Raw genomic sequence first — 26,170 nt, 5'->3', positions numbered from 1 at the left:
GCTCATGTTAGAGTTTGATATGAATATGGATCAATTGGCAACGATTAAAGTTATTGGTGTTGGCGGCGGCGGAAGCAATGCTGTTAACCGAATGATTGAACACGGAGTACAAGGTGTAGAATTTATTTGTGTGAATACAGATGCACAAGCCTTGAACCTTTCAAAGGCACCTGTAAAAATGCAGATTGGCACGAAATTAACAAGAGGACTTGGCGCAGGTGCAAATCCTGATATCGGTAAAAAAGCTGCTGAAGAAAGCCGCGAACAGATCGAAGAAGCTCTTGCTGGAGCTGATATGGTTTTCGTAACGGCTGGAATGGGCGGAGGAACCGGAACAGGTGCAGCTCCAGTAGTTGCTGAAATCGCTAAAGATCTTGGTGCACTTACTGTAGGTGTAGTAACAAGACCTTTCACTTTCGAAGGCCGTAAACGTTCTACGCAGGCTGTTGGCGGAATTTCTGTATTAAAAGAAAAAGTGGATACACTTATCGTTATCCCGAACGACCGCTTATTAGAAATCGTTGATAAAAACACACCAATGCTTGAAGCATTCCGTGAAGCAGATAACGTACTTCGTCAAGGTGTACAAGGTATCTCTGACTTAATCGCTGTACCAGGTTTGATTAACTTGGACTTTGCAGACGTTAAGACAATTATGACTGAACGCGGATCTGCACTAATGGGTATCGGTGTTGGTACAGGTGAAAACCGTGCAGCAGAAGCAGCGAAAAAAGCTATTTCATCTCCACTTCTTGAAACGTCAATCGATGGAGCAAAAGGTGTATTGATGAACATTACGGGTGGAGCTAACTTAAGTCTCTACGAAGTAAACGAAGCTGCTGATATTGTTTCATCAGCATCTGATCCAGAAGTAAACATGATCTTTGGTTCTGTAATTAACGAAGAATTAAAAGATGAAATCCTTGTTACGGTAATCGCGACTGGTTTTGATGAGAACGAAAAGCTTGTGAACAATCAGCAAAGAGCTGAGCGTCCAAGAATGCAGCAATCTCCTGCATCTTCTAACCAATCTCATTCAAGCCAAAGTCAACCGCAATCACAAGGACAGTCTCAATCGCAGTCACGTGAGGAAAGCCAGTCTGAATCAAGAAGCAACAACTCTTATTCCAATGCTGATTCAGATACTCTTGATATCCCGACGTTCTTGCGTAACCGCAGCCGTAACAGAAGAAGATAATAAGTGAACATTCAGCATGCTTTCCTCATATGGGAAGCATGCTTTTTTATTTTCCTCTCTTTTATTAGGTTTTTTTATTTAAAGTTATTTGATTTCGTTTTATTTTCTTACTTTGCTCCAAGCCGAAGTCTCACAACTTGGATTTGGTCTGCAATTCTTCATGAGAAATACAAAAATTTTAAAACCGAACAAAAATGATAGATGACCGAACAAAAATTATAGCTGACCGAACAAAAAAATGGCTCCACCGAACAATTTTTCTTCCTAACCGTACAAAAAATTATTCCCTTCAAAAAATGTCCGTCTGAAATAGGCATATCCCTTCTAGAATGTCAGTCCATTCTCCTTTTGGTTACATATCCCCTAGTCTACATGATCAGTTGAAGAAGTTTACAACACTATCATGTGAACGTTGAGAATCCTGCGGTAGTCGATACTCTCGTAATAACGGAAAAGTTTAAGGAATAAGCTGATTTTTTAGGCATATTCTTGTCCCAAAAACGTATATCTAACATATAAGCTTTTTTGACAAAAAAAGAGAAAATAAGAACAATACTTCTCTCATAAACTGACAGACTTTCAAACAACCTATACGTTATACTAATTTCAAAATTAAGAAAGGAGAAAACCAATGACCCTATATTTGGATGTCATTTGGTTTCTTAATTTCTGCATTGATTATGTTTTGATTTCGTTAACAGCCTATGTTTTAAAACGCAATGCATCGAAAAAGAGAATCCTTCTAGCTTCTCTACTTGCATCCAGTTATGTCATTTTAATTGTCTATCCAGAACTGATGGTTTTCTCACAGCCTTTAGTAAAGTTTATCCTGTCAATAGCGATCATGATTACAGCTTTTGGCTTTAAACGCATTCGATTTGTGGTGAAAAATGTAGCGATGTTTTATTTTGTTTCTTTTGTAACGGGTGGCGGAATATTTGCACTTCATTATTTTATGCAGAGTGATGCCGTGATTATGAATGGTGTAATTACAACAAAAAGTACAGGGATGGGTGACCCGGTAAGCTGGTTATTTGTAGCGGCAGGTGTACCTGCATTATGGTATTTTTCAAAGAAAAGAGTTGATGACATCACTGTGGAAAAAATGGATTCCAACAGTCTTGTCAAAGTTAAAATCTCTATTGGAGAGAAAATTATTTATGCAAATGGACTTATTGATACAGGTAATAAATTATACGATCCCATTTCTAAAATGCCCGTTATGGTTTTAGACATGAACATTCACAGTTCGGAATTTCCGGAAGCCATTCAATCGGCTGCAAAAGATGTGATGTCCATCGGTACTGAAGAGAATGATCATCCTTGGATCAGCAGATTACGAATCGTACCATACCGTTCTGTAGGACATCAGCAATTTCTTGCGTGTTTAAAGCCAGATCGAATTGAAATTGAGAAAGATGAAATTGCCGTTTGTTCACCGCCAGGCCTTGTTGGATTAAGCTGGACTTCATTATCAAGCGAAGGACAGTTCGATGCTATTGTGCACCCGAAAATGTATCTTCAACATGTACAAGCGTCATAGAGATCACAGAATGTGAAAGGGGAGTAAAAATGTTCAGCAAATTGCGACTAAGGGTAACGATGTTTTGGTATAAGCTTTTATTCAAACTTGGCTTAAAATCAGATGAAATTTATTACATTGGCGGCAATGAAGCGCTGCCTCCTCCATTAAGCAAAGAAGAAGAAGCCGTTTTGCTCGAAAAACTGCCTTCTGGTGATCAAGCTGCCAAGTCTCTATTGATCGAACGAAACTTACGTCTTGTTGTCTATATTGCCCGGAAGTTTGAAAATACAGGTATCAATATTGAAGACTTAATAAGCATTGGTACGATAGGACTCATTAAGGCTGTAAATACGTTTAATCCCGAAAAAAAGATAAAGCTTGCTACGTATGCTTCCAGATGTATAGAGAATGAAATATTGATGTACCTGCGCCGTAATAACAAAACTCGTTCAGAAGTATCCTTTGATGAACCATTAAATGTGGATTGGGATGGCAATGAACTGCTGCTATCAGATGTTCTTGGGACAGAAGACGATATAATTACAAGAAGAATTGAAGCAAATGTTGACCGGAAACTGCTATTAAAAGCTCTTTTTACACTTAATGACAGAGAGAAACAGATCATGGAACTCCGTTTCGGCCTCTCTGGTGGAGAAGAAAAAACACAAAAAGATGTAGCAGATATGCTGGGTATTTCTCAATCGTATATTTCAAGGTTAGAGAAGAGAATAATTAAAAGGCTTCAAAAAGAATTTAATAAAATGGTCTAGACATTATTCTATATAGGATAGTGAATCATTAACCACTTTAATCAAAATTTACAATTGCATAAATTTCCCTCCGTTCGGTGATACTTAATTTGAAATTAGCTCCCGGCAGGAGGGAAAAGACTTGACAAGAAATAAAGTTGAGATTTGCGGAGTTGACACATCAAAGCTTCCTGTTTTAAAAAATCCAGAGATGCGTATCTTGTTTGATAAAATGCATAAGGGTGATCCCGATGCGAGAGAAACTCTGGTGAATGGAAACCTCAGACTCGTACTGAGTGTGATTCAGCGATTCAACAACCGCGGAGAGCATGTTGATGATTTATTTCAAGTAGGGTGTATCGGACTCATGAAATCGATTGACAATTTTGATCTTGGTCAAAATGTTAAGTTTTCTACCTATGCTGTACCGATGATTATTGGTGAAATCCGGCGTTATCTTCGGGACAATAATCCGATACGCGTTTCTAGAAGCCTAAGAGATATTGCTTATAAAGCATTGCAAGTTCGTGACCAGCTCATGAATAAATTATCCCGGGAGCCAACAGCACAGCAGATTGCAGAAGCATTGGATGTACCAAAAGAAGAAGTTGTCTTTGCACTTGATGCCATCCAAGATCCTGTTTCATTGTTTGAACCCATCTACAATGATGGAGGAGATCCTATTTTTGTAATGGATCAAATCAGTGATGATAAAGCGAAAGACATGCAGTGGATCGAAGAAATCGCATTAAAAGAAGGTATGAGACGCCTAAACGACAGAGAGAAAATGATATTGACCATGCGTTTCTTTCAAGGCAAGACACAGATGGAAGTGGCAGATGAAATCGGAATTTCACAGGCGCAAGTCTCTAGACTCGAGAAAGCAGCGATCTCTCAGATGAACAAGAATATACAAAGCAGCTAAAACCCGTAGATTTACGGGTTTTTTTTATTACCTTGAACATGAAACTGCTTGTTCCTTCATATAATGAAAACAGAAAGGCGGGTTGTGACATGAACAAAATATCAGACTTCCAAGTTAAAGACGTTGTTAACGTAGCAAACGGAAAAAAACTTGGCCATATTGCTGATCTTGAAATCAATTTAAATACTGGAAAGATCGACGCGATCATCATTCCGGGTGCAGGAAAAATGCTTGGTTTTTTTGCAAGAGAAAATGATATTGTCATCCCATGGCGCAACATCGTTAAAATAGGTGCAGACGTTATCCTCGTCAGGCATATGGAAGCCAGTGAATTAAATGAATACGTAAAAGAGCCGTTTGATCAATTGAAATAAACGGTTCTTTTTTCTTTCTTCCTCAAAAATGTGGTAAAATAAAGATAAAACTTTCCAGGAGGAATACATAGAATGAAGACTTTTAAACAAACTGGAAAGCACCTTGTAATAGAAGATTGGCAAAAAGAAGATTCCTTCATTACCGCTGGTTTTACGATGCGTGCTGGAGGGTATAGTCCAATGCCTTTTAACTCATTAAACATGGGATTTCATGTTAAAGATAATCCTCGCTATGTACAAGATAACCGTAAAACGTTTGCCGATGAAATTAATTTCCCGATTCAAAATTGGGTAGGGTCGAAGCAGGTTCATGGAACAAAAATTGTAGAAGTTACAGAAGAAAACCGCGGCAGAGGCTCGTTGGATTTTGAAACGGCTATCCCAGATGCTGACGGTTTGTACACAAAGGTTGAGAACGTGCTTTTGACTTCTCTCTATGCTGATTGTGTGCCACTGTACTTTTATTCACCAAAGAATAACTTGATCGGACTTGCGCATGCCGGATGGCGTGGAACAGTAGGGAAGATAGGTCCTAAAATGGTCGAGCTCTGGTGTGAAAAAGAGAACGAAGACATTCATGAAATCAAGGCAGCAATCGGACCAGCCATAGGGGAATGCTGTTATGAGGTGGACGAAAAGGTTATTCGCGAAGTAAAAGCAGCTTTAAATAAAAAAGAAGATCCTGATGTATTCACTGCAAACAAAAATGACAGATATCAATTAAATCTACAAAGATTAAATGAGATTCTACTCTTGCAAGCCGGAGTACTTCCAGAAAACATCATAGTTTCCCAGCAATGTACGAGCTGTGAAAATTCTTTGTTCTTTTCACACAGGAAAGATAATGGCAAGACGGGCAGAATGATGAGTTTTATAGGCAGGAAAGGAGTTAAGTGAGCGTTTGAACATATTAGAAAATAAAGAAAAGATATTAGATAAGATTCAAGATGCATGCACGAAAAAAAACAGATCTTCAAAGGGCGTTAATCTGGTTGCTGTAACGAAATATGTTAGTAACGAAACGACGAAGAATGCTGTTTTAGCAGGCGTGGAACACATTGGTGAAAACCGCATTGAAGGATTGCTTGAAAAAAAAGAGTATCTAAAAGAGATGAATGAAAATGTTAAGTGGCATTTTATCGGTACACTTCAGTCTCGTAAAGTAAAAGATATTATTAACCAGGTTGATTATATTCATTCCTTAGATCGGCTCAGTTTGGCAAAGGAAATCCAAAAAAGAGCTGACAAGACGATTTCCTGTTTTGTACAAGTTAATGTAGCTGAAGAAGATTCAAAACATGGTCTGGCAGTAAAAGAAGTGATTAGTTTTGTCGATAAACTAAAAGACTACGATAAAATTAAAGTTGTAGGTCTTATGACAATGGCACCTTTTACAGAAGATGAATCGGTCGTAAGAAATGTATTCTCAACGTTAAAACAATTGCAAATAGACATTCAAAGAAAAGATTTTCCTCATGCACCATGTGAGGAGCTTTCTATGGGAATGTCAAACGACTATGTGATAGCAGTTGAAGAAGGAGCAACCTTTGTTCGAATTGGAACAGACTTAGTAGGAAAAGAATTTTAGGAGGTGGAATCGATGGGAATCAAAACAAAGTTTAAGCGTTTTTTTGATCTAGAAGATGATTATGAGTATGAAAATGAATATGAAGAAGAGTCTTTGGCTGAAGAGGAAGAGATTACACCATCTCATACGAAAAAGGGTAAGCCCAATGTTGTGAGCTTGCAAAGTATTCAGCAGCAGGTTAAGGTTGTTCTTGTTGAACCGCGCGTTTATGCGGAAGCTCAAGATATTGCGGATCAGCTTAAAAATCGAAGAGCGGTAGTTATGAATTTGCAAAGAATTCCGCATGATCAGGCAAAACGAATCGTAGACTTCTTATCAGGGACTGTTTATGCGATCGGCGGCGATATTCAAAAGCTCGGACCAAATACATTTTTGTGCACGCCTGAAAACGTAGATGTTTCCGGTACGATCTCAGAAATGATGGACGAAGACTAAATCAGGCAGGTGAAATTTATTGGTATACGAAATTGCAAATGTAGTACAGACACTTATACAGATCTACTATTACATGATAATAGGGTACATACTTTTATCTTGGTTTCCTAACGCTAGAGAATCTTCAATCGGCCAGGTTATCGGAAGGCTTGTTGAACCATATCTCTCACCTTTCCGTAAAATCATCCCGCCTTTAGGCATGATTGACCTTTCGCCGATCGTGGCGTTAATGTCTCTTCACTTTGCACAATATGGTGTGAGTGCAGTAGCTAGAATGCTCGCAGGCTCATTTTAAGGCTTCTTTATGAGTATTTATCAGCACTACCGGCCAGAGGAACATGAGTTTGTTGATCGTGTAATGAGATGGAAATCGGAAACAGTGGAACGATACAGCCCGAAGCTCACTGATTTTCTTGATCCGCGTGAACAAGAGATTGTTAAAACAATCGTAGGAAACGATACAGATGTACGCCTCTCTTTATGGGGAGGCTCTTCTTTTTCAGAGCGAAAAAGAGCACTTCTATTCCCGGAGTATTATGAAGCAGCTGAAGATGATTTTCAGCTCGTCCTCTATGATATTGGCTATCCATCAAAGTTTACAACAATCGAGCATCGTGACGTGCTTGGCGCTTTGATGAATATAGGAGTGAAAAGAGGCAAGTATGGCGATATCCTTATATCTGGAGATAAAGTACAATTCGTTTGTGCAGCTGAAATATCAAATTTTATAGAACTGAACCTTACGAAAATAGGTAAATCAGGAGTAAAGCTGCATCATATAAAAAATAATGACTTGATGGAAATGAAAACTGATTACGATGAAAGAAATGGAACAGTTTCTTCTCTTAGGTTAGATGTTATTGTTGCTGAAATCTATAATCTCTCACGTTCTAAAGCTTCACCTTTAATACAGCAGGGCCGTGTTAAATTAAATCATAAAATTACAGACCAGGCTGCGGCAGAAGTAATGGAAGGTGATGAACTTTCAGTAAGAGGCTTTGGAAGAAGCAAACTATTCGCTATTGAAGGTATGACGAAGAAAGAAAAATGGCGTATACGGTACGGACTTTTAAAATAATTTCTGGGAATAGAAGGAATGACCGACATTTTGTCGAAATTAGGTAGAAAATAATGCATCTATGGAGGTGGCTGTTTTGCCTTTAACGCCGTTGGATATTCATAATAAGGAATTTACAAGAGGTTTCAGAGGGTATAGTGAAGATGAAGTCAATGACTTTTTAGATCAAGTCATTAAAGATTACGAAGCGGTTATTCGTGAAAAGAAAGATTTAGAGGAAACAGTTTCCAAGCTTGAAGAAAAGATTTCATACTTTAAAAACATTGAAGAAACGCTGAATAAATCCATTCTAATCGCACAAGAAACTGGTGAAGAAGTGAAGCGTACAGCTACAAAAGAAGCGCGCTTGATCGTTAAAGAAGCTGAAAAGAACGCCGACAGAATCATCAATGAATCGTTATCGAAGTCCAGAAAGATTTCGATGGAGATCGATGAGTTGAAGAAGCAATCATCTGTATATCGCACAAGATTTAGAATGTTGATTGAAGCACAGTTAGAGATGCTAAAGAATGATGACTGGGATTCTCTAAACGCTCCTGAAAATCTTGAAGGCTATGAACTTCAAGAAGTAAAGACGGAAGCTTGACATTCATTTAAAAAATCGCATATACTTTTGTAAGATTAATATGTGACGAAGACGGGGACAGTAAGATACTTTTCTCTATTATAGCGAACCAGGAAATGGTGCAAGCCTGGTATAGAGCAGTATTTGAAGATCACCCCTGAGTTCCTGTACTGAAAATTTTAGTAAGTTCAGGCGCATCATCCACGCTACGGATGACTAAGAGGGTTTTGTGATGAACCAGAACCTATTAGGGTGGTACCGCGGGTTAACCTTCTCGTCCCTACTGTAACAGTAGTGGGCGAGAAGGTTTTTTTGTGGCTCTTTTTTAAAAGATGGTTGCTAAGTATCTTGTCACTTTTCGTCATAGGCAAGTTGATTGGAGCAGAAGGATGCGAGACTCCTGCGGGACGAGTGGGACAGGTGAGACTCCTAATGGCGCAAGGCGCAAGGAGGCTCACCGCCCGCCCCGCGGAAAGCGAGCATCCTGGAGCGGGAATCAACCACTTACAAGGACAACATAGATTGAGGAAAACAACCTTTTATTTTTACGGTAACGATATTAAGGAGGAAAAGCAATGAACTATAAAGACACTCTTTTGATGCCAAAAACGGAGTTCCCGATGCGCGGAAATCTTCCGCAGCGTGAACCTGTTGTTCAGGAGAAATGGAACGAGTTAAATATCTACGAAAAAGTTATGGAAAAGACGAAGGATCTGCCGCCTTTTATCCTTCATGACGGACCTCCTTATGCAAATGGTGATATTCATATCGGCCATGCTGAGAATAAGATCTTAAAAGATATCATCGTACGTTTTAAATCGATGACAGGTCACTATTCTCCATATGTTCCAGGATGGGATACACATGGTCTGCCGATTGAAACGGCTCTGACAAAGAGCGGAAAAGTTAAAAGAAAAGAGCTCACAGTGGCTGAGTTTCGTAAGCTTTGTGAAGAGTATGCGTTAAAGCAAGTAGATCATCAGCGTGAACAATTTAAACGTCTAGGTGTTCGCGGTGATTGGGAGAATCCTTATATTACGCTTGATAAAGGGTATGAAGCTAGACAGATTGAAGTGTTTGGCGAAATGGCAAAAAGAGACCTTATCTATAAAGGGTTGAAGCCTGTATACTGGTCTCCTTCATCAGAATCCGCATTAGCTGAGGCTGAGATCGAGTATCAAGATAAGCGTTCTGCTTCTATCTATGTAGCATTTGATGTGAAAGATGGAAAGGGAGTTTTGGATGCAGATGAAAAACTAGTGATCTGGACAACAACTCCTTGGACGATTCCTGCAAACCTTGGTATTTCAGTTCACCCTGAACTAGATTATGTTTCTGTTCAAACAGAGAACGGCAAATATGTTGTAGCAGAAGCTCTAGTAGAATCTCTTAAGAAAGAGTTTGAATGGGAACAAGCTGAAATTGTTAAGCGATTTAAAGGTGCAGAAATTGAACACGCGGTTGCAAGCCATCCCCTATATGGACGTGATTCACTTGTTATGCTTGGTGACCACGTAACAACAGATGCAGGTACAGGATGTGTTCATACAGCTCCTGGTCATGGGGAAGATGACTTCCTTGTTGGAAAGCGATACGGATTAGACGTTTTATGTCCTGTTGACGACCGTGGTGTAATGACAAAAGACGCTCCTGGTTTTGAAGGTCTGTTCTATGATGAAGCAAATAAACCGATTACAGAACAGTTGCAGGAAAAAGGTGCATTGTTAAAGCTTTCGTTTATCACTCACTCCTATCCTCATGACTGGAGAACGAAGAAACCTGTTATCTTCCGAGCGACAGCTCAATGGTTCGCTTCTATTAAAGGAATTCGTGATGATATGCTTCGTGCGATTGAAGAAGTGAACTGGGTTCCTTCATGGGGAGAGACACGCCTTCACAACATGATCAAAGACCGTGAAGACTGGTGTATCTCTCGTCAGCGTGCATGGGGTGTGCCGATTCCGGTATTCTATGGTGAAGACGGCGAAGCGATCCTTACTGAAGAAACGATCGCTCATGTTGTAGAACTGTTCAGAGAGCATGGTTCTAACGTATGGTTCGAAAGAGAAGCGAAAGAACTTCTTCCGGAAGGATTCACTTCTCCGCATAGTCCAAACGGACGTTTTTCAAAGGAAACTGATATCATGGATGTATGGTTTGATTCTGGAACATCGCATTGGGGTGTTCTTGAAGAAAGAGAAAACTTAGTTCGCCCAGCAGACCTCTACCTTGAAGGTTCTGACCAATATCGCGGCTGGTTTAACTCTTCACTTTCTACATCTGTTGCGATCACTGGAAAAGCTCCTTATAAAGCAGTACTCAGCCATGGATTTGTTCTTGATGGTGAAGGTCGCAAGATGAGTAAATCAATCGGTAACACACTAGATCCGATCAAGGTGATGAAGCAGCTAGGTGCTGACATCATCAGATTATGGGTTTCATCAGTAGATTATCAGTCAGATGTGCGTGTATCAGATGATATCTTAAAGCAGGTAGCTGAAGTTTACCGAAAGATTAGAAATACACTTCGTTTCTTATTAGGAAACTTGCACGGATTTGATCCGAAACAGCACGCAGTTGCATTTGAAGATATGCCTGACCTTGAAAAATATATGATGGTTAAGCTGGATCAAGTTGTTGCAAAAGTTAAAAAAGCGTACGAAGAGTATCAGTTCATTACTGTTTATAATACGATCCACAACTTCTGTACGATCGAGTTAAGTTCTTTCTATCTGGATATGGCAAAAGACACACTTTATATCCAAGCTGAAGATGACCATAAACGCAGAAGCATCCAGACTGTGTTATATGAGTCACTCATGGCTTTAACAAAACTTTCTGCACCTGTTTTATCTCACACGGCAGATGAAGTTTGGGAATACATTCCTGGAGTTGAAGAAGTAAGTGTTCAGCTGACTTCTATGCCAGAAGAGAAGAACTACAAAGGTACTGAGCAGCTTGAAAAAGATTGGGATCTGTTTATGGATGTTCGTGATGAAGTGCTAAAAGCACTTGAAGAAGCGAGAAGCCAGAAGACGATCGGTAAGTCACTTACTGCATCAATTACGCTTTATCCAACTGAGTCGCTTAAGCCTTGGTTAGAGAACGTTGAAGATCTAAATAAACTCTTTATCGTTTCAAAAGCGGAAGTTGGCGGCGTGAAATCAGAAGCACCTGAAAATGCGTCTGTCTTTGAACATGTGGCTGTATCAGTAACTTCAGCTGAGGGTGAAACATGTGAACGCTGTTGGGTTGTTTCAGAAGAAGTTGGCAAAAATGACAATCATCCAACACTTTGTGCAAGCTGTGCAGAAATCGTTGAAAAGAATTATGCATAATTGTAAAAGGAATCCCGCGCTAGCGCGGGATTTTTCTTTTTTTAGTCCGTGCAGAAATAATCTGTTGAATGGGTAAATTAAATTGTAGAACATCCGATGGCTGTGCTACAATTCATAAAGACATATTTTATATATCGGAGGAGTTCTATTGTTTTATTATCTATTGGCCTTGTTAATGTTCGCGGCTGATCAAGCGACAAAATGGATGATTGTGAAAAAAATGGACCTCGGCCAGTCTATCCCTGTCATTGATCAAGTATTATACATAACCTCACATCGAAACAGAGGGGCTGCATTCGGTATTCTGCAAGATCAGCGCTACTTTTTTATAATCATAACTGTTATTGTAGTTGGAGCTGTCGTCTATTATTTACAGAAGCATGCTACAGACAGATTGCTTAAAATAGCGCTGGCACTAGTTCTTGGGGGCGCTTTAGGAAACTTTATCGATCGTCTTCTTCGCGGAGAAGTAGTTGATTTTGTTGATGTTTATATCGGAAGTTACGATTTCCCGATTTTTAATGTCGCAGACAGTGCGTTAGTCATCGGTGTAGGTTTGATTTTTATTCAAAGTTTTATGGAAAGCAAACAGAAGGAGACAGAAAATGAGTAAATTTGAATATACGGTAACCACAGAACAAGAAGGGAACCGTATTGATAAAGTTTTATCTGATGTCCAGGATGAATGGTCAAGATCACAGATTCAAAATTGGATTAAAGATAAAATTGTATTGCTGAACGATAAACCGGTTAAATCAAATTATAAATGTGTAACAGGTGATATCGTTGAAATTGAAATTCCTGAACCGCAGGAACTGGACGTTGTTCCTGAGGAGATGGATCTTGATATTGTTTATGAAGATTCAGATGTTCTTGTTGTAAATAAACCAAGAGGAATGGTGGTACACCCAGCACCAGGACACTATAATGGTACACTTGTTAATGGTCTGATGGCACATTGCAAGGATTTATCTGGAATTAATGGTGTTCTGCGCCCAGGGATCGTTCATCGGATCGATAAGGATACATCGGGTTTATTAATGGTTGCCAAAAATGATATGGCTCACGAATCACTCGTAAGCCAGCTTAAAGACAAAACAACAACTAGAATCTACAAAGCGATCGTTCATGGTGTGATGCCGCATGACCAAGGAACAATTGATGCTCCGATCGGCAGGGATAAAAGTGATCGTCAAAAAATGACGGTTACCGATGAAAATAGCCGAAACGCAGTTACTCATTTTAATGTCATTAAAAGATTTACCAACTATACATTTGTTGAATGCCAGCTTGAGACGGGTAGAACGCATCAGATTCGTGTTCATATGAAATATATTGGTTTCCCGTTGGCTGGAGATCCAAAATACGGTCCATCTAAAACACTTCCAATTGAAGGACAGGCACTTCATGCTCAAACTTTGGGCTTTAATCACCCTAGAACTGGTGAGTACATGGAGTTTGAAAGAGAAATTCCTTCTGAAATGAGCGAGCTATTGGATTTGTTAGAGAAAAGAAGTTGACAAAGAGATCACAGTTTGTCATAATCAATGTAACTTAAATAGTCCTTTAACTTTAGTCCCGTGAGGCTGAGAAGGAAACGTTATTAATGAGAATCCAACAGGGATTACTCTATCCTCTCGTCATGCGTGACGGGAGGATTTTTTTTGCGAAGGTTACCTTTAAGAGAGTGTGCTTCATTGAAAAGTTGATTGAAGCGCAAGGTGCGAGACTCCTGCGGGATCAGCGGGACAGGTGAGACCCTGTCAGTGCGAAGCGATAGGGAGGCTCACCGCACGCCCCGCGGAAAGCGAGCATCTGAAGCGGAAATCAACTTCTTCTTATAGCAACACGGTTTACAAAAACCTTTGCAAACGATGACGGTTAAAGGAAACTTGGAAAAAGGGAGGGTGCATTATGTCAAAGACAGTTTTAATGGATGACCAGGCAATTAGAAGAGCGTTGACTCGAATTGCTCATGAAATTATCGAGCGAAATAAAGGAGTCAAGAACATCGTATTAGCCGGCATAAAAACCCGAGGTGAGTTTCTTGCAAAAAGACTTGCTGAAAGAATCGAACAAATTGAAGGTAATGCAGTTTCAGTAGGAGTGATTGATATTACGCTCTACAGGGACGATCTGAGAATCAAGACGGAAAATCAGGAGCCTGAGCTAAAAGGAACTGACATTCCTGTAGAAGTATCAGACAAAAAAATCATCTTAGTAGATGATGTTCTTTATACAGGAAGAACGGTGAGAGCTGCAATGGATGCCATTATGGATCTTGGACGAGCTTCCAGCATTCAGCTTGCAGTGTTAATTGACAGAGGACATCGGGAACTGCCGATCAGAGCAGACTATGTTGGTAAAAACGTTCCAACTTCAAGTGAAGAAGTAATTTCAGCTTCACTGATCGAAGTGGATGGACTTGATGAAGTAGCTATCTCAACAAATAAATAATTGTCCCTTTAAATTCAGTCCAGAGAGGCTGGCAAGGGAGGTGTTAAGCGCGTGCAATACAGGGAACCTGTGTGTGCGTGTGCCTCCACGGCCTCTTTTGCTAAAGCAAGAGAGGTTTTTTTATGAAAAGAAAGCTTTTTAAAATGGGAGGTCATTCAAAATGGAAAACAATACGAAAGCAGTTTTAGATGTACATGAAAAACCATCACCGGTTCAATGGCTTACATTAAGCCTGCAGCACTTATTCGCAATGTTCGGTGCAACAGTGCTGGTACCGTTCTTAGTAGGACTTCATCCTGGTGTAGCACTTGTATCGAGCGGACTTGCAACGCTCGCGTATCTTTTAGTAACAAGAGGACAGATTCCAGCTTACTTAGGATCGAGCTTTGCTTTTATAACACCGATCTTAACTGTAAAAGCGTTTGGCGGTCCTGAGGCAGCAATGCTCGGAAGCTTCCTTGCAGGTCTCGTATACGGAGTAGTCGCACTGCTCATTAAAGGCTTTGGGTTTAAATGGCTGATGCGCATTCTGCCTCCAGTAGTAGTCGGACCTGTTATTATCGTAATCGGGCTTGGACTTGCAAATGTTGCTGTAGGAATGGCAATGAATGTACCCGGAACTGAAAACTACAGCTTAACTCACTTTACAGTTGCCCTGTTCACACTGGCAGTGACAATCATTTGCTCCATCTTTTTTAGAGGAATTTTAGGAATCATCCCGATCTTAATCGGAATAATCGCTGGTTATACGTTCGCCTACTTTAGAGGCCTTGTAGACTTTACAAAAGTGGCAGAAGCAAAATGGATACAAGCTCCTGATTTCATCATACCGTTTGTAACATATACACCTGATTTTTCTTGGAGTATTGCGATGATCATGATGCCTGTTGCAGCAGTAACGATTGCTGAACATATCGGACACCAGCTTGTACTATCAAAAGTAGTAGGACGTAACTTTATTGAAAAGCCTGGTCTTCATCGCTCCATCTTAGGAGATGGAATCGGAGTAATGATCGGATCCATGATCGGTGGACCGCCAGTAACAACTTACGGTGAAAACATTGGAGTATTAGCAATCACTCGAGTTTACTCGGTTTTCGTAATAGGTGGTGCTGCAGTGACAGCCATCCTGTTCGGATTCTCGGGGAAAGTAACAGCCTTAATCAGCACGATTCCCACTGCTGTAATGGGAGGAGTATCGATCCTCTTGTTTGGAATCATCGCTTCTTCTGGATTAAGAATGCTTGTCGATAACAACATCGACTTTGGTAATAAAAGAAACTTGATCATCTCATCTGTCATTCTTGTAACTGGAATCGGAGGAGCGGCACTTAAGATTAATGCAAACTTTGAGATTGCTGGAATGGCACTCGCAACATTGATCGGAATCTTCTTGAACCTGGTACTGCCAGGCAAAGAAGATGATAAAGAATTAATGAAAAAGATGTTTAAAACGAACGGAAACGACACAGCTGCATAATACACCTTTTAATTAAGTACGAGAGACTTAAAAGGGTGAACATTAATAAGAGAACGATGATTCTTTTGTTAAGAGCACCCTGAAAAACTTTCAGGGTGCTATTTTTATGTAAAAGGAGAGTTTTGGATGAATCATCTGCTATCAATGAATGAATTGTCTATCGAAGACATCCAGTACATTTTAAATCTTGCTGAAGAATTTAAAGGCGGTAAAAAAGAAACAGCCTTTGATCAGAAGCTGATCGCAAATTTATTTTTTGAGCCAAGTACGAGAACTAGGTTTAGTTTTGAAGCTGCTGAACACAGGCTTGGTATGAAGCCGATGAATGTTGAAGTAAGCGGATCAAGTGTTCAAAAAGGAGAAACACTTTATGACACCTTACGAACACTTGAAGAAATCGGGGTTTCAGGTTTTGTGATCAGGCATCCTGAAGACCGCTACTTTGATGGCTTAGCTGAAAAAATAAACGTGCCGATTATCAATGCAGGTGATGGATGCGGCAATCATCCGACACAATCACTTTTAGATCTATTAACGATTCAACAAGAATTTATCGTCATACAGGGGTTAACGGTGGTCATTGTTGGAGATATTCTTCACAGCCGAGTTGCCCGCTCGAATGCGGAAGTTCTGCGGAAAATGGGTGCAAGAGTGCTATTTTCTGGACCTGAAGAATGGTTTGTTGATGAATGGAAAGATGATTTCATTCCGATGGATGAAGCAGTGGAAGTGGCTGATGTAGTAATGATGCTAAGAATTCAGCATGAAAGGCACAGCGCGAGTATGCTGCTGACAAAGGAAGAATATCACCAGCATTATGGCTTAACAATCGAACGCGAAAGAAGAATGAAAGAACACAGCATTATCATGCATCCGGCTCCAGTAAACCGTGGAGTTGAAATAGCGGATGAACTTGTGGAATGTGATCGTTCCAGAATATTTAAGCAGGTTCAAAATGGAGTATACATCCGAATGGCCGTGCTTAATTGGACACTAAAAACAAACCAGGAGGCGGAGAACAATGGGTTATTTATTGAAAAACGCTAGCATTTTAGACGGGAATAACAATTTGATCAAAACAGATATCCTGATTGAAAAAGATGTGATTAAGAAGATTGAAAAGAACATTTCCAATGATCAGCATGAAGTTTTCGAAGCAGAAGGAAGACTTGTTACACCTGGTTTTGTAGATCTGCATGTTCATTTAAGAGAGCCAGGCGGTGAACATAAAGAAACGATTGAGACTGGAACAAAAGCGGCTGTAAAAGGAGGCTATACAACTCTTGCGGCAATGCCGAATACACGCCCTGTTCCGGATACGATAGAAACGATGGAATTTGTTCAGAAAAGAATTAAAGAAACGGCGTCCTGCAGAGTCTTGCCATATGCATCAATCACTACTCGCCAGATAGGAAAAGAATTAACCGATTTTAGCGGGCTATTAGAAAAAGGAGCCTTTGCATTTACTGATGATGGAGTAGGTGTTCAGTCTGCAGGTATGATGCTAAAGGCCATGAAAGAAGCAAGCAAGTACAATACAGTAATTGTTGCTCATTGTGAAGACAACACACTCCTTCCTAAAGGAGGGGCATTCCATGAAGGGCAATTCACTGAAAAGGAAGGCTTGCCTGGCATACCGTCTGTAAGTGAATCTGTGCATATTGCACGTGATGTACTGCTCGCTGAAGCAGCAAACGCTAGGTATCATGTGTGCCATGTAAGTACAAAAGAATCCGTTAGAGTCATAAAAGACGCAAAACGTGCAGGAATTAAAGTAACAGCAGAAGTTACACCTCATCATTTGATCTTAAGTGATAAAGACATTAAGAGTAATGACACTCATTATAAGATGAATCCGCCTTTAAGAAGCGAAAGTGACCGGGAGGCATTGATACAAGGTTTAAAAGAAGGGACGATTGACTTTATCGCAACTGACCATGCTCCCCACAGTGCTGAAGAGAAAAAACAGGATGTTGAACTTGCACCGTTTGGCATTGTTGGACTGGAAACAGCTTTTCCGCTTCTCTACACTGAACTTGTTTTAAATAAGGAAGTTCTTACATTGCAAGAGCTAGTGGACATGATGACCAGAAAGCCCGCTGAGAGCTTTAAGCTTCCATTCGGAACACTTTTAGAAGGAGCAAAAGCTGATTTAACAGTCGTAGATTTGAACAGAGAAGAAGCGATCGATGCAAAAGCATTTGTATCTAAAGGTAAAAATACACCATTTGATGGACGAGTATGCAAAGGGTGGCCAATCGCAACAATTTTTGAAGGAAAGCTTGTTTACAACAAGGAGGAGAGCTTCGTATGAAACGTTATTTAATTTTAGAAGATGGCACAATTTTCAATGGATTAGCATTTGGATCAAACCGTGAATCGAGTGGAGAGGTTGTTTTTACAACGAGTATGACAGGCTATCAGGAAGTTCTGACAGATCCTTCATACTGTGACCAAATCATTACTTTCACATATCCGCTAGTAGGGAATTATGGCATCAACCGTTCAGATTATGAATCTATACGCCCAGCGGCAAGCGGTATCATTGTAAACGAACATGCGGAGTTTCCTAATCATCATGAAGGAATTCAATCGTTAAGCAGCTGGCTAACGGCTAAAGATATTCCCGGACTTTACGGAATAGATACAAGAAAGTTAACAAGAAAAATCAGACAGCATGGGACTTTAAAGGGAAGATTGTCCAATACGATTGAAAATGCTAAAGAAATCATTGATGAAATGAACGCATCACCTTTAACAACTGATCAAGTATCAAAAGTTTCGACGAAATCACCGTATCACCTTCCGAACAGCGGAAATAGAGTGGTTGTTGTAGATTTTGGAGTAAAAACAGGTATGTTGAGAGAATTATCAAGAAGATTATGTGATGTTATCGTTGTCCCTTATAATACGCCAGCAGCTGATATCATCCGCTTACAGCCAGACGGTGTTCTTCTCAGTAACGGACCTGGAGATCCAAAAGATGTCCCTGAAGGAATCACGATGATACAGGAACTTTTAAGCTATAACATTCCGATCTTAGGAATCTGCTTAGGTCACCAGCTTCTCGCTCTAGCTTGCGGCGGTAATACAGAAAAGCTGAAATTTGGCCATCGCGGATCGAATCATCCTGTAAGGGATCTTAAGACAGGTAAGATTGCGCTGACTTCACAAAACCACGGTTACGCGGTTACTGAGGATTCATTAATGAACACCACTTTGGAACTTACACATCAGGCTGTAAATGATAGAACAGTTGAAGGATTGAAACATAAAGTGAAACCCGCTTTTTCTATCCAATATCATCCTGAAGCGTCACCTGGACCACAAGATTCGAATCCAATCTTTGATGACTTCATGAACATGATAAAAACAACAAAGAAAGAAGGTTTGATGCAGAATGCCTAAACGACATGATATTCGAAAAATTTTAGTTATTGGATCAGGGCCGATTGTAATTGGACAAGCAGCGGAGTTTGATTATGCAGGAACACAAGCTTGCCAAGCATTAAAAGAAGAAGGATATGAAGTTGTATTAGTAAACTCAAATCCGGCAACGATTATGACAGACCCGAACATGGCAGATAAAGTATACATCGAACCTTTAACACTTGAGTTTGTATCAAGAATTATCCGTCAGGAACGACCAGATGGTCTTCTTGCAACACTTGGAGGACAAACGGGTCTTAACATGGCAGTCGAGCTCGACAATTCCGGTATTTTAGAAGAATATAACGTGGAACTATTAGGTACAAAACTTCCTTCCATTCAGCAGGCAGAAGACCGCGATCTATTCAGAGAATTAATGAGAGAACTGAATGAGCCAGTTCCTGAAAGTGCGATTGTGCATAACATGGATGAAGCAAGGAAGTTTGTTGAAGAACATGGATACCCGGTGATTATTCGTCCAGCCTTTACACTTGGTGGAACTGGGGGCGGCATCGTAAATGATGAAGAAGAGTTTCTAGAGATCACACCAGCAGGACTGCATGCAAGCCCAGTTGGACAAGTTTTGATCGAAAAGAGTATCGCTGGTTTTAAAGAAATTGAATATGAAGTGATGAGAGATAAGAACGACACTGCTATCGTTGTATGTAACATGGAAAACATTGATCCAGTGGGAATCCATACAGGAGATTCAATCGTTGTTGCACCGAGTCAAACGTTAACAGACAGAGACTATCAACTGCTACGGAACGCCTCATTAAAAATAATCAGAGCATTAAAAATAGAAGGCGGCTGCAACGTTCAGCTGGCACTTGATCCAGATAGCTCACAATATTATGTAATCGAAGTAAATCCACGGGTGAGCCGTTCATCAGCATTAGCTTCAAAAGCTACTGGTTATCCGATCGCAAAGCTGGCAGCTAAGATCGCTGTAGGCTATACATTGGATGAAGTTAAAAACCCGGTAACAGGCACAACTTATGCTTGTTTTGAACCTGCACTTGATTATATCGTAACTAAGATTCCAAGATGGCCATTTGATAAGTTCGAAGGTGCAAACCGAAAACTAGGAACACAAATGAAGGCAACAGGAGAGGTTATGGCGATCGGCCGCAACTTTGAAGAATCACTTCTAAAAGCAGTGCGCTCTCTTGAAATTTCAGCTTTCCACCTGGAAGTGAAAGAAAAAAATCTTACAGAATCAGAAGTAGAAGAAAAAATTCTGAGAGCTGATGATGAAAGGTTATTCTATATAGCAGAAGCATTCAGAATGGGAATCACAGTTGAACAAATTCATGAATGGACGAAGATAGATCTTTTCTTCCTTGAAAAACTGCACGGAATTATTCTGCTTGAAGACAGAGTGAAAGAACGTAAGCATGATGCTGGGATCCTACAAAAAGCTAAAGAAAAAGGATTCAGTGACAGATGGATTGCAGAAGCATGGGATATGGATGAATACGAGCTGTATAAATTCAGACAAAACGAAAACATCATGCCGATTTTTAAGATGGTAGACACTTGTGCAGCAGAATTCGAATCAGCTACACCTTACTACTACGGAACATATGGTGAAGAAGATGAGTCTGTCATCACAGATAAAAAGAGTGTAGTGGTATTAGGTTCTGGGCCGATCAGAATCGGACAGGGAATTGAATTCGACTATGCAACAGTTCACACAGTATGGGCCATTCAAGAAGCAGGTTATGAAGCCATCATCATTAATAATAACCCTGAAACAGTTTCTACAGACTTTAGTATGTCTGACAAGCTTTATTTTGAGCCGCTGACTGTAGAAGATGTTATGCATGTAATTCAGCATGAAAAGCCAGAAGGAGTGATTGTGCAGTTTGGGGGACAAACAGCGATCAACCTTTCTGAAGAGCTTGAGAGAAGAGGAATCAAAATTCTTGGAACTTCCCTCGACAGTATGGATCTGGCAGAAGACAGAGAACGTTTTGAAAAAGTGATGCAGAAGCTTAGTATTCCTCAACCTGCAGGTAAAACTGCTTTTTCAGTAACAGACGCGGTAGCTATAGCATCATCAATCGGTTATCCGGTGCTCGTCCGTCCTTCTTATGTACTTGGCGGACGCGCGATGGAGATTGTTTATCAAGAAAGCGAACTTCTGCAATATATGGAGAATGCAGCTCGAGTTAACCCTGATCACCCTGTTTTAGTAGACAGATACCTTGAAGGGAAAGAGATTGAAGTTGACGCGATTTCTGACGGAACCGACGTCTTTATCCCGGGAATGATGGAGCATATTGAACGAGCAGGTGTTCACTCAGGTGATTCAATCGCCGTCTATCCTCCACAAACACTGCCTGAAGAGATTAAACAAAAAATTATCGACAGAACGATTTCTATTGCAAAAGGCTTAAATATAGTCGGTCTCTTGAATATCCAGTTTGTTTGGCATAAGGATGAGGTTTACGTACTTGAAGTGAATCCTCGCTCCAGCCGCACAGTTCCATTCTTAAGCAAGATCACAGGTGTACCGATGGCGAACGTCGCAACAAAAGTCATCTTAGGTGAATGCTTAAAGAAACAAGGATATGAAACAGGCTATCAAAAGGAAGCTGATGAGGTTTCCGTTAAAGTTCCGGTGTTCTCCTTTGCCAAACTGCGCAGGGTCGATACGTATTTAGGACCTGAAATGAAATCAACTGGGGAAGTAATGGGAAGAGATAAGAATTTACAAAAAGCGCTCTACAAAGGACTTATCGCCTCTGGAATGAAGATTCCGGCTTACGGAACTGTACTCTTTACAGTTGCAGATAAAGATAAAGCTGAAGCCCTTGAAATGGTAAAGAGATTTTACGAGATCGGCTACACCATTATGGCAACAGAAGGAACTGCAAGCATCATCGAAAAAGAAGGAATTCCAGTAGATGTAGTCGGCAAAATCGGTTCTGCAGGAAGAAACTTGCTGGATGTCATCCGAAAAGGTGAAGCACAGTTCGTTGTAAACACACTGACGAAAGGAAAGATTCCTGCAAGAGACGGTTTCAGAATCAGAAGAGAGTGTGCTGAAAACGGAGTGGTTTGTCTGACAAACCTGGATACATCAGTAGCATTACTAGAAGTTCTTGAATCCATTTCCTTCTCAGCTCATGCCCTATCATCCTTCACAAAAAATGAAAAGGTGCTCGTATGAAGAAACATTTGTTAAGCATTACTTCTAATACGGAAATTGCACGCAACATCTTTGAGATGAAACTGACTGGCCCTGGTACAGCAACAATGACTGTACCTGGTCAGTTTCTCCATGTCAGTGTCGGAAAACACACATCAAAACTGTTGCGACGTCCGCTCTCAATCTGTGATGTTGATCTAGAGAAAGAAGAAGTCACACTCTTGTATAGAGCGCAAGGAGAGGGAACAAAACAACTAAGCCAAAAACAAACGGGTGAGTTTGTTGATGTACTAGGTCCTTTAGGAAACGGCTTTTCGGTTGAATCCATAGATGAAGGGAAATCAGCATTGCTTATTGGAGGCGGCATAGGCGTACCTCCACTCTATTATCTAGGCAAGAAACTAAGAGAAAAAGGGATGAAAGTTACATTCATCTTAGGATATCAATCTCTTGAAGACAGCTTTTATATTGAAAAGTTTCAAGAAATAGGAGAAACAATCGTTACGACCGTTGATGGAACTCTTGGCATTAAAGGGTTTGTAACTGATGCTATGGATCAGCTTATTTCAGAGGAACCGGTCATCTATTCGGTTGGACCTGCTGTCATGCTCAAAGCAGTTGAACAAAAAGCAGCGGGATTAAATGGATTCATCTCTTTAGAAGAAAGAATGGGCTGTGGTATAGGAGCTTGTTTCGCATGTGTCTGCCCGACTGAAACCAGACAATCAGGCTACGTGAAAATTTGCAGCGATGGGCCAGTCTTTAAAATGGGGGAGGTTGTTTTATGAGCCGGTTAAGTGTTTCGTTGCCAGGATTGAACATGAAAAATCCAATCCTCCCAGCATCAGGTTGTTTTGGGTTCGGAAAAGAATACGCAAAATGGTATGACTTAAGCCTTTTAGGCGGGATCACGATAAAGGCAGCAACTTTAGAAGGAAGGTTTGGAAATCCTACACCCCGTGTAGCGGAAACCGAAAGCGGTATGTTGAATGCAATAGGGCTTCAAAACCCGGGGGTTAAAGGAATTATTGAAAATGAACTTCCTGCGTTAGAGCCTTATAACATTCCCATCCTTGCAAACATTGCGGGATCGACTGAAGAAGAGTATATAGAAGTGACGAAGCAAATCTCAGCTTCACCACTAGTATCTGCGGTAGAATTGAATATTTCTTGTCCCAATGTTAAAGAGGGCGGAATCCAGTTCGGAACTCATTATAGATCTGCTGCTGATTTAACTAGAAAAGTGAAAAGTGTCTCTGAAAAACCTGTATACGTTAAGCTTTCTCCGAACGTATCAAATATCACAGAGATGGCTGAAGCCGTGGAAGACGCAGGAGCTGACGGTTTATCTATGATCAACACGCTTGTGGGCATGAAGCTTGATTGGAGAACAGGAAGCCCCATTCTGGCTAACAAGACAGGCGGTCTTTCCGGACCAGCGATCAAACCGGTAGCAATCCGCATGATCTACGAGGTGAGCCAAAAAGTTTCGCTGCCAATTATAGGGATGGGTGGCGTAAGTTCAGCTGAGGATGTTATGGAAATGATGTCAGCGGGAGCTTCCGCTGTTGCAGTTGGAACGGCAAACTTTGTAAACCCATATGTCTGTCCGGAAATTATTGAGAAACTTCCCGAGCTGTTAGATGAAATAGGCGTCGAACAAATCAGTGAAATGACTGGAAGGAGTTTGAGGCAATGGAAAACCCCGTTATCATCGCGTTAGACTTTGAGAATGCCGATAAAGCAAAAGAGTTTCTATCAAGTTTTGAAGGACGATCACCCTACGTAAAAGTAGGAATGGAACTTTTTTATGCAGAAGGACCATCGTTTATCAAATGGCTTAAAGAAAGAAACTTTCGTATTTTCCTGGACTTAAAGCTTCATGATATTCCGACGACCGTTCATAAAGCAATGAAAGTCCTTGGAGGGCTGAATGTTGATATGGTCAACGTACATGCTGCAGGGGGGACTGCGATGCTGAAAGCTGCCAAAGATGGTCTGTTGGCAGCTGGTGCTCATCACACTAAATTGATCGCCGTTACTCAACTAACGAGTACGACTGAGAAAGTACTGAATGATGAACTGTTAATAAAAGATACAAGCTTAAACGACTGTGTTGCTCATTATGCAAAGCTAGCAAAGGATTCGGGATTAGACGGAGTAGTCTGCTCTGTTCAAGAAGCAAGTCACATTAAAAAACGTTGCGGAGCCGATTTTCTAACCGTAACACCAGGCATAAGACCACAAGGGGCAGATACTCACGATCAAGCGAGGATTGCGACGCCTGCAGAAGCAGCTAGGATGGGTTCGGATTTTATGGTTATCGGAAGAAGCATCACTCAATCGGAACAGCCAGTTGACACTTATCAAGAAATTTTAAACGAATGGAGAGAAAGCTATGAAAACAACAATCGCAAAACATTTGCTTAATATCAAAGCTGTTACACTTTCACCAGAGGAACCATACACATGGTCTTCAGGAATGAAATCTCCAATTTATTGTGATAACAGGCTGATTCTCGCTTATCCTGAACTGCGCAGACAAGTTGCAGAAGAGTTAGTAACGCTAATCAAAAAGTATTATCCCGAAGTCGATGTTATTGCTGGTACAGCTACTGCTGGAATCCCGCATGCTGCATTCGTTGCAGACCAAATGAATTTACCCATGTGCTACGTAAGATCGAGTGCTAAAGCGCATGGCAAAGGGAAACAGATCGAAGGTCTTACAGAAAAAACGAAAAAAGCAGTTGTTGTCGAAGACTTAATATCTACTGGTAAAAGCTCCATTCAAGCCTGTCAGGCACTTCAAGAAGCTGGAGTGGAAGTATTAGGTGTAGCGGCAATATTCAGCTACGGACTTAAAAAAGGCTCAGAAGCTTTCGATAAAGAAGGTCTTTCCTTCCAAACGGTCACAAATTTTAGTACATTAATAAAGGAAGCACAAGAAAGTGGAACGATTAGTGAACAAGGGCTTTCTTTATTAAAAGAATGGCAGCAAGACCCTGAAAATTGGGGAGCGGCCACTTTTTCCAAATAGTTTTCTAAGGAGAATACGATTTTGAGAAAAATGAACGGGGAAGAATTTGATGAGCTAGTATCATTTTTTGATAGCATGGCTCGAACATCGTGGCTAAAAAATGTTCATGATACTTTGAAAGAAACGACTGGTTCTTGGGAAGATAAAGACATTTTAGATGTTGGTTGCGGAACAGGCAGGTTGTTGCTCCGAGGAGCGGAAGAAGCAAACAAACTTGTAGGGGTTGATCTTTCATCAGAAATGGTGAAAGCGAGCATTCAGCAATTTTTCTACCATGAACTAAGCGGAAAGAGCGAGTTTATAGTAGCGGATGCAGAAAAGCTGCCTTTTGAAGATGATTCATTTCATCTAGCACTGTCTACTTGCGTGATGTTTTTATTGCCGGATCCGTCAAAGGGTATCAAGGAAATAAATCGTGTGTTGAAAAAAGACGGATTTATCGCCATGCTGAATCCAAGCGAAAAGATGAGTCAAGAAACTGCTGCTCAGTACGCTAAAGAAAATGATATTTCTGGTTTTGAGAGAACGGCATTATTGAAATGGTCGAATGTCAGTACAAGAAGACACCGATACACGACAGATGAAATGACTGCATTGCTCGAAGAACTTCATTTTACAGAGGTCACACATAAAGAAGTACTCGGCGGACTTGCCATTATAAGCAAGGCAAAAAAAGAGCAGGACAGCTAATCAATAGCGGTCCTGCTCTTTTGACTTAATGATTATTTTGAAAATACTTCATTGACAAGTTGATTGGAGCGCAAGGTGCGAGACTCCTGCGGGACGAGTGGGACAGGTGAGACTCCTGAAGGCGCAAAGCGCCAGGAGGCTCACC

General features: G+C 40.6%; 25 protein-coding genes and 1 other annotated feature. All 25 genes read left to right on the top strand.

All coding sequences use genetic code 11. The annotated features are described in order from the left end of the window. The first annotated feature begins 4 nt into the window (after positions 1-4). The 25 genes from ftsZ (at position 5) to EV282_RS10300 (ending at position 26,025) form a co-directional block, all read left to right on the top strand. A complete protein-coding gene (ftsZ, locus tag EV282_RS10425; RefSeq protein ID WP_130295758.1) occupies positions 5-1,198 on the top strand; it encodes a cell division protein FtsZ in 1,194 nt (397 codons plus the stop codon). 631 nt (positions 1,199-1,829) lie between these two features. After that, a complete protein-coding gene (gene spoIIGA, locus EV282_RS10420) occupies positions 1,830-2,741 on the top strand; it encodes a sigma-E processing peptidase SpoIIGA (protein ID WP_130295757.1) in 912 nt (303 codons plus the stop codon). Positions 2,742-2,770: 29 nt separating this feature from the next. Further along, the gene (gene sigE, locus EV282_RS10415) at positions 2,771-3,493 is read left to right on the top strand and encodes an RNA polymerase sporulation sigma factor SigE (RefSeq protein ID WP_130295756.1); all 723 of its coding nucleotides are present in this window, start codon (positions 2,771-2,773) and stop codon (positions 3,491-3,493) included. A 121-nt stretch (positions 3,494-3,614) separates the two neighbouring features. Continuing rightward, complete coding sequence (gene sigG, locus EV282_RS10410; protein WP_066240567.1) at positions 3,615-4,397, top strand: RNA polymerase sporulation sigma factor SigG; 783 nt, start codon at positions 3,615-3,617, stop codon at positions 4,395-4,397. 89 nt (positions 4,398-4,486) lie between these two features. After that, positions 4,487-4,771, top strand: a complete 285-nt coding sequence (locus EV282_RS10405) for a YlmC/YmxH family sporulation protein (protein WP_066289211.1) — start codon at positions 4,487-4,489, stop codon at positions 4,769-4,771. Between the two features lie 72 nt (positions 4,772-4,843). After that, complete coding sequence (gene pgeF / locus EV282_RS10400) at positions 4,844-5,668, top strand: peptidoglycan editing factor PgeF (protein ID WP_130295755.1); 825 nt, start codon at positions 4,844-4,846, stop codon at positions 5,666-5,668. 4 nt (positions 5,669-5,672) lie between these two features. Then, the gene (locus EV282_RS10395) at positions 5,673-6,359 is read left to right on the top strand and encodes a YggS family pyridoxal phosphate-dependent enzyme (RefSeq protein ID WP_130295754.1); all 687 of its coding nucleotides are present in this window, start codon (positions 5,673-5,675) and stop codon (positions 6,357-6,359) included. 12 nt (positions 6,360-6,371) lie between these two features. Further along, a complete protein-coding gene (locus EV282_RS10390) occupies positions 6,372-6,794 on the top strand; it encodes a cell division protein SepF (protein ID WP_077361428.1) in 423 nt (140 codons plus the stop codon). Positions 6,795-6,813: 19 nt separating this feature from the next. Next, positions 6,814-7,089: a YggT family protein gene (locus EV282_RS10385; protein ID WP_066289215.1), complete on the top strand. Its 276-nt coding sequence runs from the start codon at positions 6,814-6,816 to the stop codon at positions 7,087-7,089. A 9-nt stretch (positions 7,090-7,098) separates the two neighbouring features. Continuing rightward, positions 7,099-7,872 carry an RNA-binding protein gene (locus EV282_RS10380; RefSeq protein ID WP_130295753.1) on the top strand — a complete coding sequence of 258 codons (774 nt, stop codon included), beginning with the start codon at positions 7,099-7,101 and terminating at the stop codon, positions 7,870-7,872. A 76-nt stretch (positions 7,873-7,948) separates the two neighbouring features. Then, positions 7,949-8,458 carry a DivIVA domain-containing protein gene (locus EV282_RS10375; RefSeq protein WP_130295752.1) on the top strand — a complete coding sequence of 170 codons (510 nt, stop codon included), beginning with the start codon at positions 7,949-7,951 and terminating at the stop codon, positions 8,456-8,458. A 39-nt stretch (positions 8,459-8,497) separates the two neighbouring features. After that, positions 8,498-8,722, top strand: a binding site (T-box leader). A 290-nt stretch (positions 8,723-9,012) separates the two neighbouring features. Then, positions 9,013-11,775 (top strand): isoleucine--tRNA ligase, encoded by a 2,763-nt coding sequence (gene ileS / locus EV282_RS10365; protein WP_130295750.1) that lies wholly within the window; start codon positions 9,013-9,015, stop codon positions 11,773-11,775. A gap of 148 nt (positions 11,776-11,923) precedes the next feature. Beyond that, positions 11,924-12,388, top strand: a complete 465-nt coding sequence (lspA, locus tag EV282_RS10360; protein WP_130295749.1) for a signal peptidase II — start codon at positions 11,924-11,926, stop codon at positions 12,386-12,388. Next, a complete protein-coding gene (locus tag EV282_RS10355) occupies positions 12,381-13,295 on the top strand; it encodes an RluA family pseudouridine synthase (protein ID WP_130295748.1) in 915 nt (304 codons plus the stop codon). Before lspA ends, EV282_RS10355 begins: the two co-directional genes overlap by 8 nt. A gap of 394 nt (positions 13,296-13,689) precedes the next feature. Then, positions 13,690-14,232: a bifunctional pyr operon transcriptional regulator/uracil phosphoribosyltransferase PyrR gene (gene pyrR, locus EV282_RS10350; protein ID WP_066289231.1), complete on the top strand. Its 543-nt coding sequence runs from the start codon at positions 13,690-13,692 to the stop codon at positions 14,230-14,232. 160 nt (positions 14,233-14,392) lie between these two features. Beyond that, complete coding sequence (locus EV282_RS10345) at positions 14,393-15,712, top strand: solute carrier family 23 protein (RefSeq protein WP_130295746.1); 1,320 nt, start codon at positions 14,393-14,395, stop codon at positions 15,710-15,712. A 126-nt stretch (positions 15,713-15,838) separates the two neighbouring features. After that, positions 15,839-16,759, top strand: a complete 921-nt coding sequence (locus EV282_RS10340; RefSeq protein WP_130295745.1) for an aspartate carbamoyltransferase catalytic subunit — start codon at positions 15,839-15,841, stop codon at positions 16,757-16,759. Beyond that, positions 16,734-18,026 (top strand): dihydroorotase, encoded by a 1,293-nt coding sequence (locus tag EV282_RS10335; RefSeq protein WP_130295744.1) that lies wholly within the window; start codon positions 16,734-16,736, stop codon positions 18,024-18,026. The genes EV282_RS10340 and EV282_RS10335 overlap by 26 nt, the downstream gene beginning before the upstream one ends. Beyond that, on the top strand, positions 18,023-19,120 hold the full coding sequence (locus EV282_RS10330; protein ID WP_130295743.1) for a carbamoyl phosphate synthase small subunit: 1,098 nt from the start codon (positions 18,023-18,025) through the stop codon (positions 19,118-19,120). The genes EV282_RS10335 and EV282_RS10330 overlap by 4 nt, the downstream gene beginning before the upstream one ends. Continuing rightward, complete coding sequence (carB, locus tag EV282_RS10325; RefSeq protein WP_130295742.1) at positions 19,113-22,319, top strand: carbamoyl-phosphate synthase large subunit; 3,207 nt, start codon at positions 19,113-19,115, stop codon at positions 22,317-22,319. Before EV282_RS10330 ends, carB begins: the two co-directional genes overlap by 8 nt. Beyond that, a complete protein-coding gene (locus tag EV282_RS10320) occupies positions 22,316-23,086 on the top strand; it encodes a dihydroorotate dehydrogenase electron transfer subunit (RefSeq protein ID WP_130295741.1) in 771 nt (256 codons plus the stop codon). Before carB ends, EV282_RS10320 begins: the two co-directional genes overlap by 4 nt. Then, positions 23,083-24,021, top strand: a complete 939-nt coding sequence (locus EV282_RS10315; protein ID WP_130295740.1) for a dihydroorotate dehydrogenase — start codon at positions 23,083-23,085, stop codon at positions 24,019-24,021. Before EV282_RS10320 ends, EV282_RS10315 begins: the two co-directional genes overlap by 4 nt. After that, complete coding sequence (pyrF, locus tag EV282_RS10310; protein ID WP_130295739.1) at positions 23,994-24,728, top strand: orotidine-5'-phosphate decarboxylase; 735 nt, start codon at positions 23,994-23,996, stop codon at positions 24,726-24,728. The genes EV282_RS10315 and pyrF overlap by 28 nt, the downstream gene beginning before the upstream one ends. After that, positions 24,697-25,335 carry an orotate phosphoribosyltransferase gene (gene pyrE, locus EV282_RS10305; protein WP_130295738.1) on the top strand — a complete coding sequence of 213 codons (639 nt, stop codon included), beginning with the start codon at positions 24,697-24,699 and terminating at the stop codon, positions 25,333-25,335. Before pyrF ends, pyrE begins: the two co-directional genes overlap by 32 nt. Positions 25,336-25,365: 30 nt before the next feature. Then, the gene (locus EV282_RS10300) at positions 25,366-26,025 is read left to right on the top strand and encodes a class I SAM-dependent methyltransferase (RefSeq protein ID WP_242611915.1); all 660 of its coding nucleotides are present in this window, start codon (positions 25,366-25,368) and stop codon (positions 26,023-26,025) included. The last annotated feature ends 145 nt before the right edge of the window (positions 26,026-26,170 follow it).

The sequence above is a fragment of the Fictibacillus sp. BK138 genome (assembly GCF_004216955.1).
Taxonomy (GTDB): Bacteria; Bacillota; Bacilli; order Bacillales; family Fictibacillaceae; genus Fictibacillus.
Note: the sequence above shows the minus strand (reverse complement) of the source record. Positions and strands in the feature narration are given on the sequence as shown.

Coding starts and splice junctions, on each gene's coding strand:
- pyrE (WP_130295738.1), top strand. CDS start 24,697: ATGAAAACAACAATCGCAAAACATTTGCTTAATATCAAAGCTGTTACA.
- EV282_RS10330 (WP_130295743.1), top strand. CDS start 18,023: ATGAAACGTTATTTAATTTTAGAAGATGGCACAATTTTCAATGGATTA.
- EV282_RS10300 (WP_242611915.1), top strand. CDS start 25,366: ATGAACGGGGAAGAATTTGATGAGCTAGTATCATTTTTTGATAGCATG.
- pgeF (WP_130295755.1), top strand. CDS start 4,844: ATGAAGACTTTTAAACAAACTGGAAAGCACCTTGTAATAGAAGATTGG.
- carB (WP_130295742.1), top strand. CDS start 19,113: ATGCCTAAACGACATGATATTCGAAAAATTTTAGTTATTGGATCAGGG.
- EV282_RS10405 (WP_066289211.1), top strand. CDS start 4,487: ATGAACAAAATATCAGACTTCCAAGTTAAAGACGTTGTTAACGTAGCA.
- pyrR (WP_066289231.1), top strand. CDS start 13,690: ATGTCAAAGACAGTTTTAATGGATGACCAGGCAATTAGAAGAGCGTTG.
- EV282_RS10355 (WP_130295748.1), top strand. CDS start 12,381: ATGAGTAAATTTGAATATACGGTAACCACAGAACAAGAAGGGAACCGT.
- EV282_RS10390 (WP_077361428.1), top strand. CDS start 6,372: ATGGGAATCAAAACAAAGTTTAAGCGTTTTTTTGATCTAGAAGATGAT.
- spoIIGA (WP_130295757.1), top strand. CDS start 1,830: ATGACCCTATATTTGGATGTCATTTGGTTTCTTAATTTCTGCATTGAT.
- ftsZ (WP_130295758.1), top strand. CDS start 5: ATGTTAGAGTTTGATATGAATATGGATCAATTGGCAACGATTAAAGTT.
- EV282_RS10345 (WP_130295746.1), top strand. CDS start 14,393: ATGGAAAACAATACGAAAGCAGTTTTAGATGTACATGAAAAACCATCA.
- EV282_RS10380 (WP_130295753.1), top strand. CDS start 7,099: ATGAGTATTTATCAGCACTACCGGCCAGAGGAACATGAGTTTGTTGAT.
- EV282_RS10315 (WP_130295740.1), top strand. CDS start 23,083: ATGAGCCGGTTAAGTGTTTCGTTGCCAGGATTGAACATGAAAAATCCA.
- sigE (WP_130295756.1), top strand. CDS start 2,771: ATGTTCAGCAAATTGCGACTAAGGGTAACGATGTTTTGGTATAAGCTT.
- EV282_RS10335 (WP_130295744.1), top strand. CDS start 16,734: ATGGGTTATTTATTGAAAAACGCTAGCATTTTAGACGGGAATAACAAT.
- EV282_RS10340 (WP_130295745.1), top strand. CDS start 15,839: ATGAATCATCTGCTATCAATGAATGAATTGTCTATCGAAGACATCCAG.
- EV282_RS10320 (WP_130295741.1), top strand. CDS start 22,316: ATGAAGAAACATTTGTTAAGCATTACTTCTAATACGGAAATTGCACGC.
- ileS (WP_130295750.1), top strand. CDS start 9,013: ATGAACTATAAAGACACTCTTTTGATGCCAAAAACGGAGTTCCCGATG.
- pyrF (WP_130295739.1), top strand. CDS start 23,994: ATGGAAAACCCCGTTATCATCGCGTTAGACTTTGAGAATGCCGATAAA.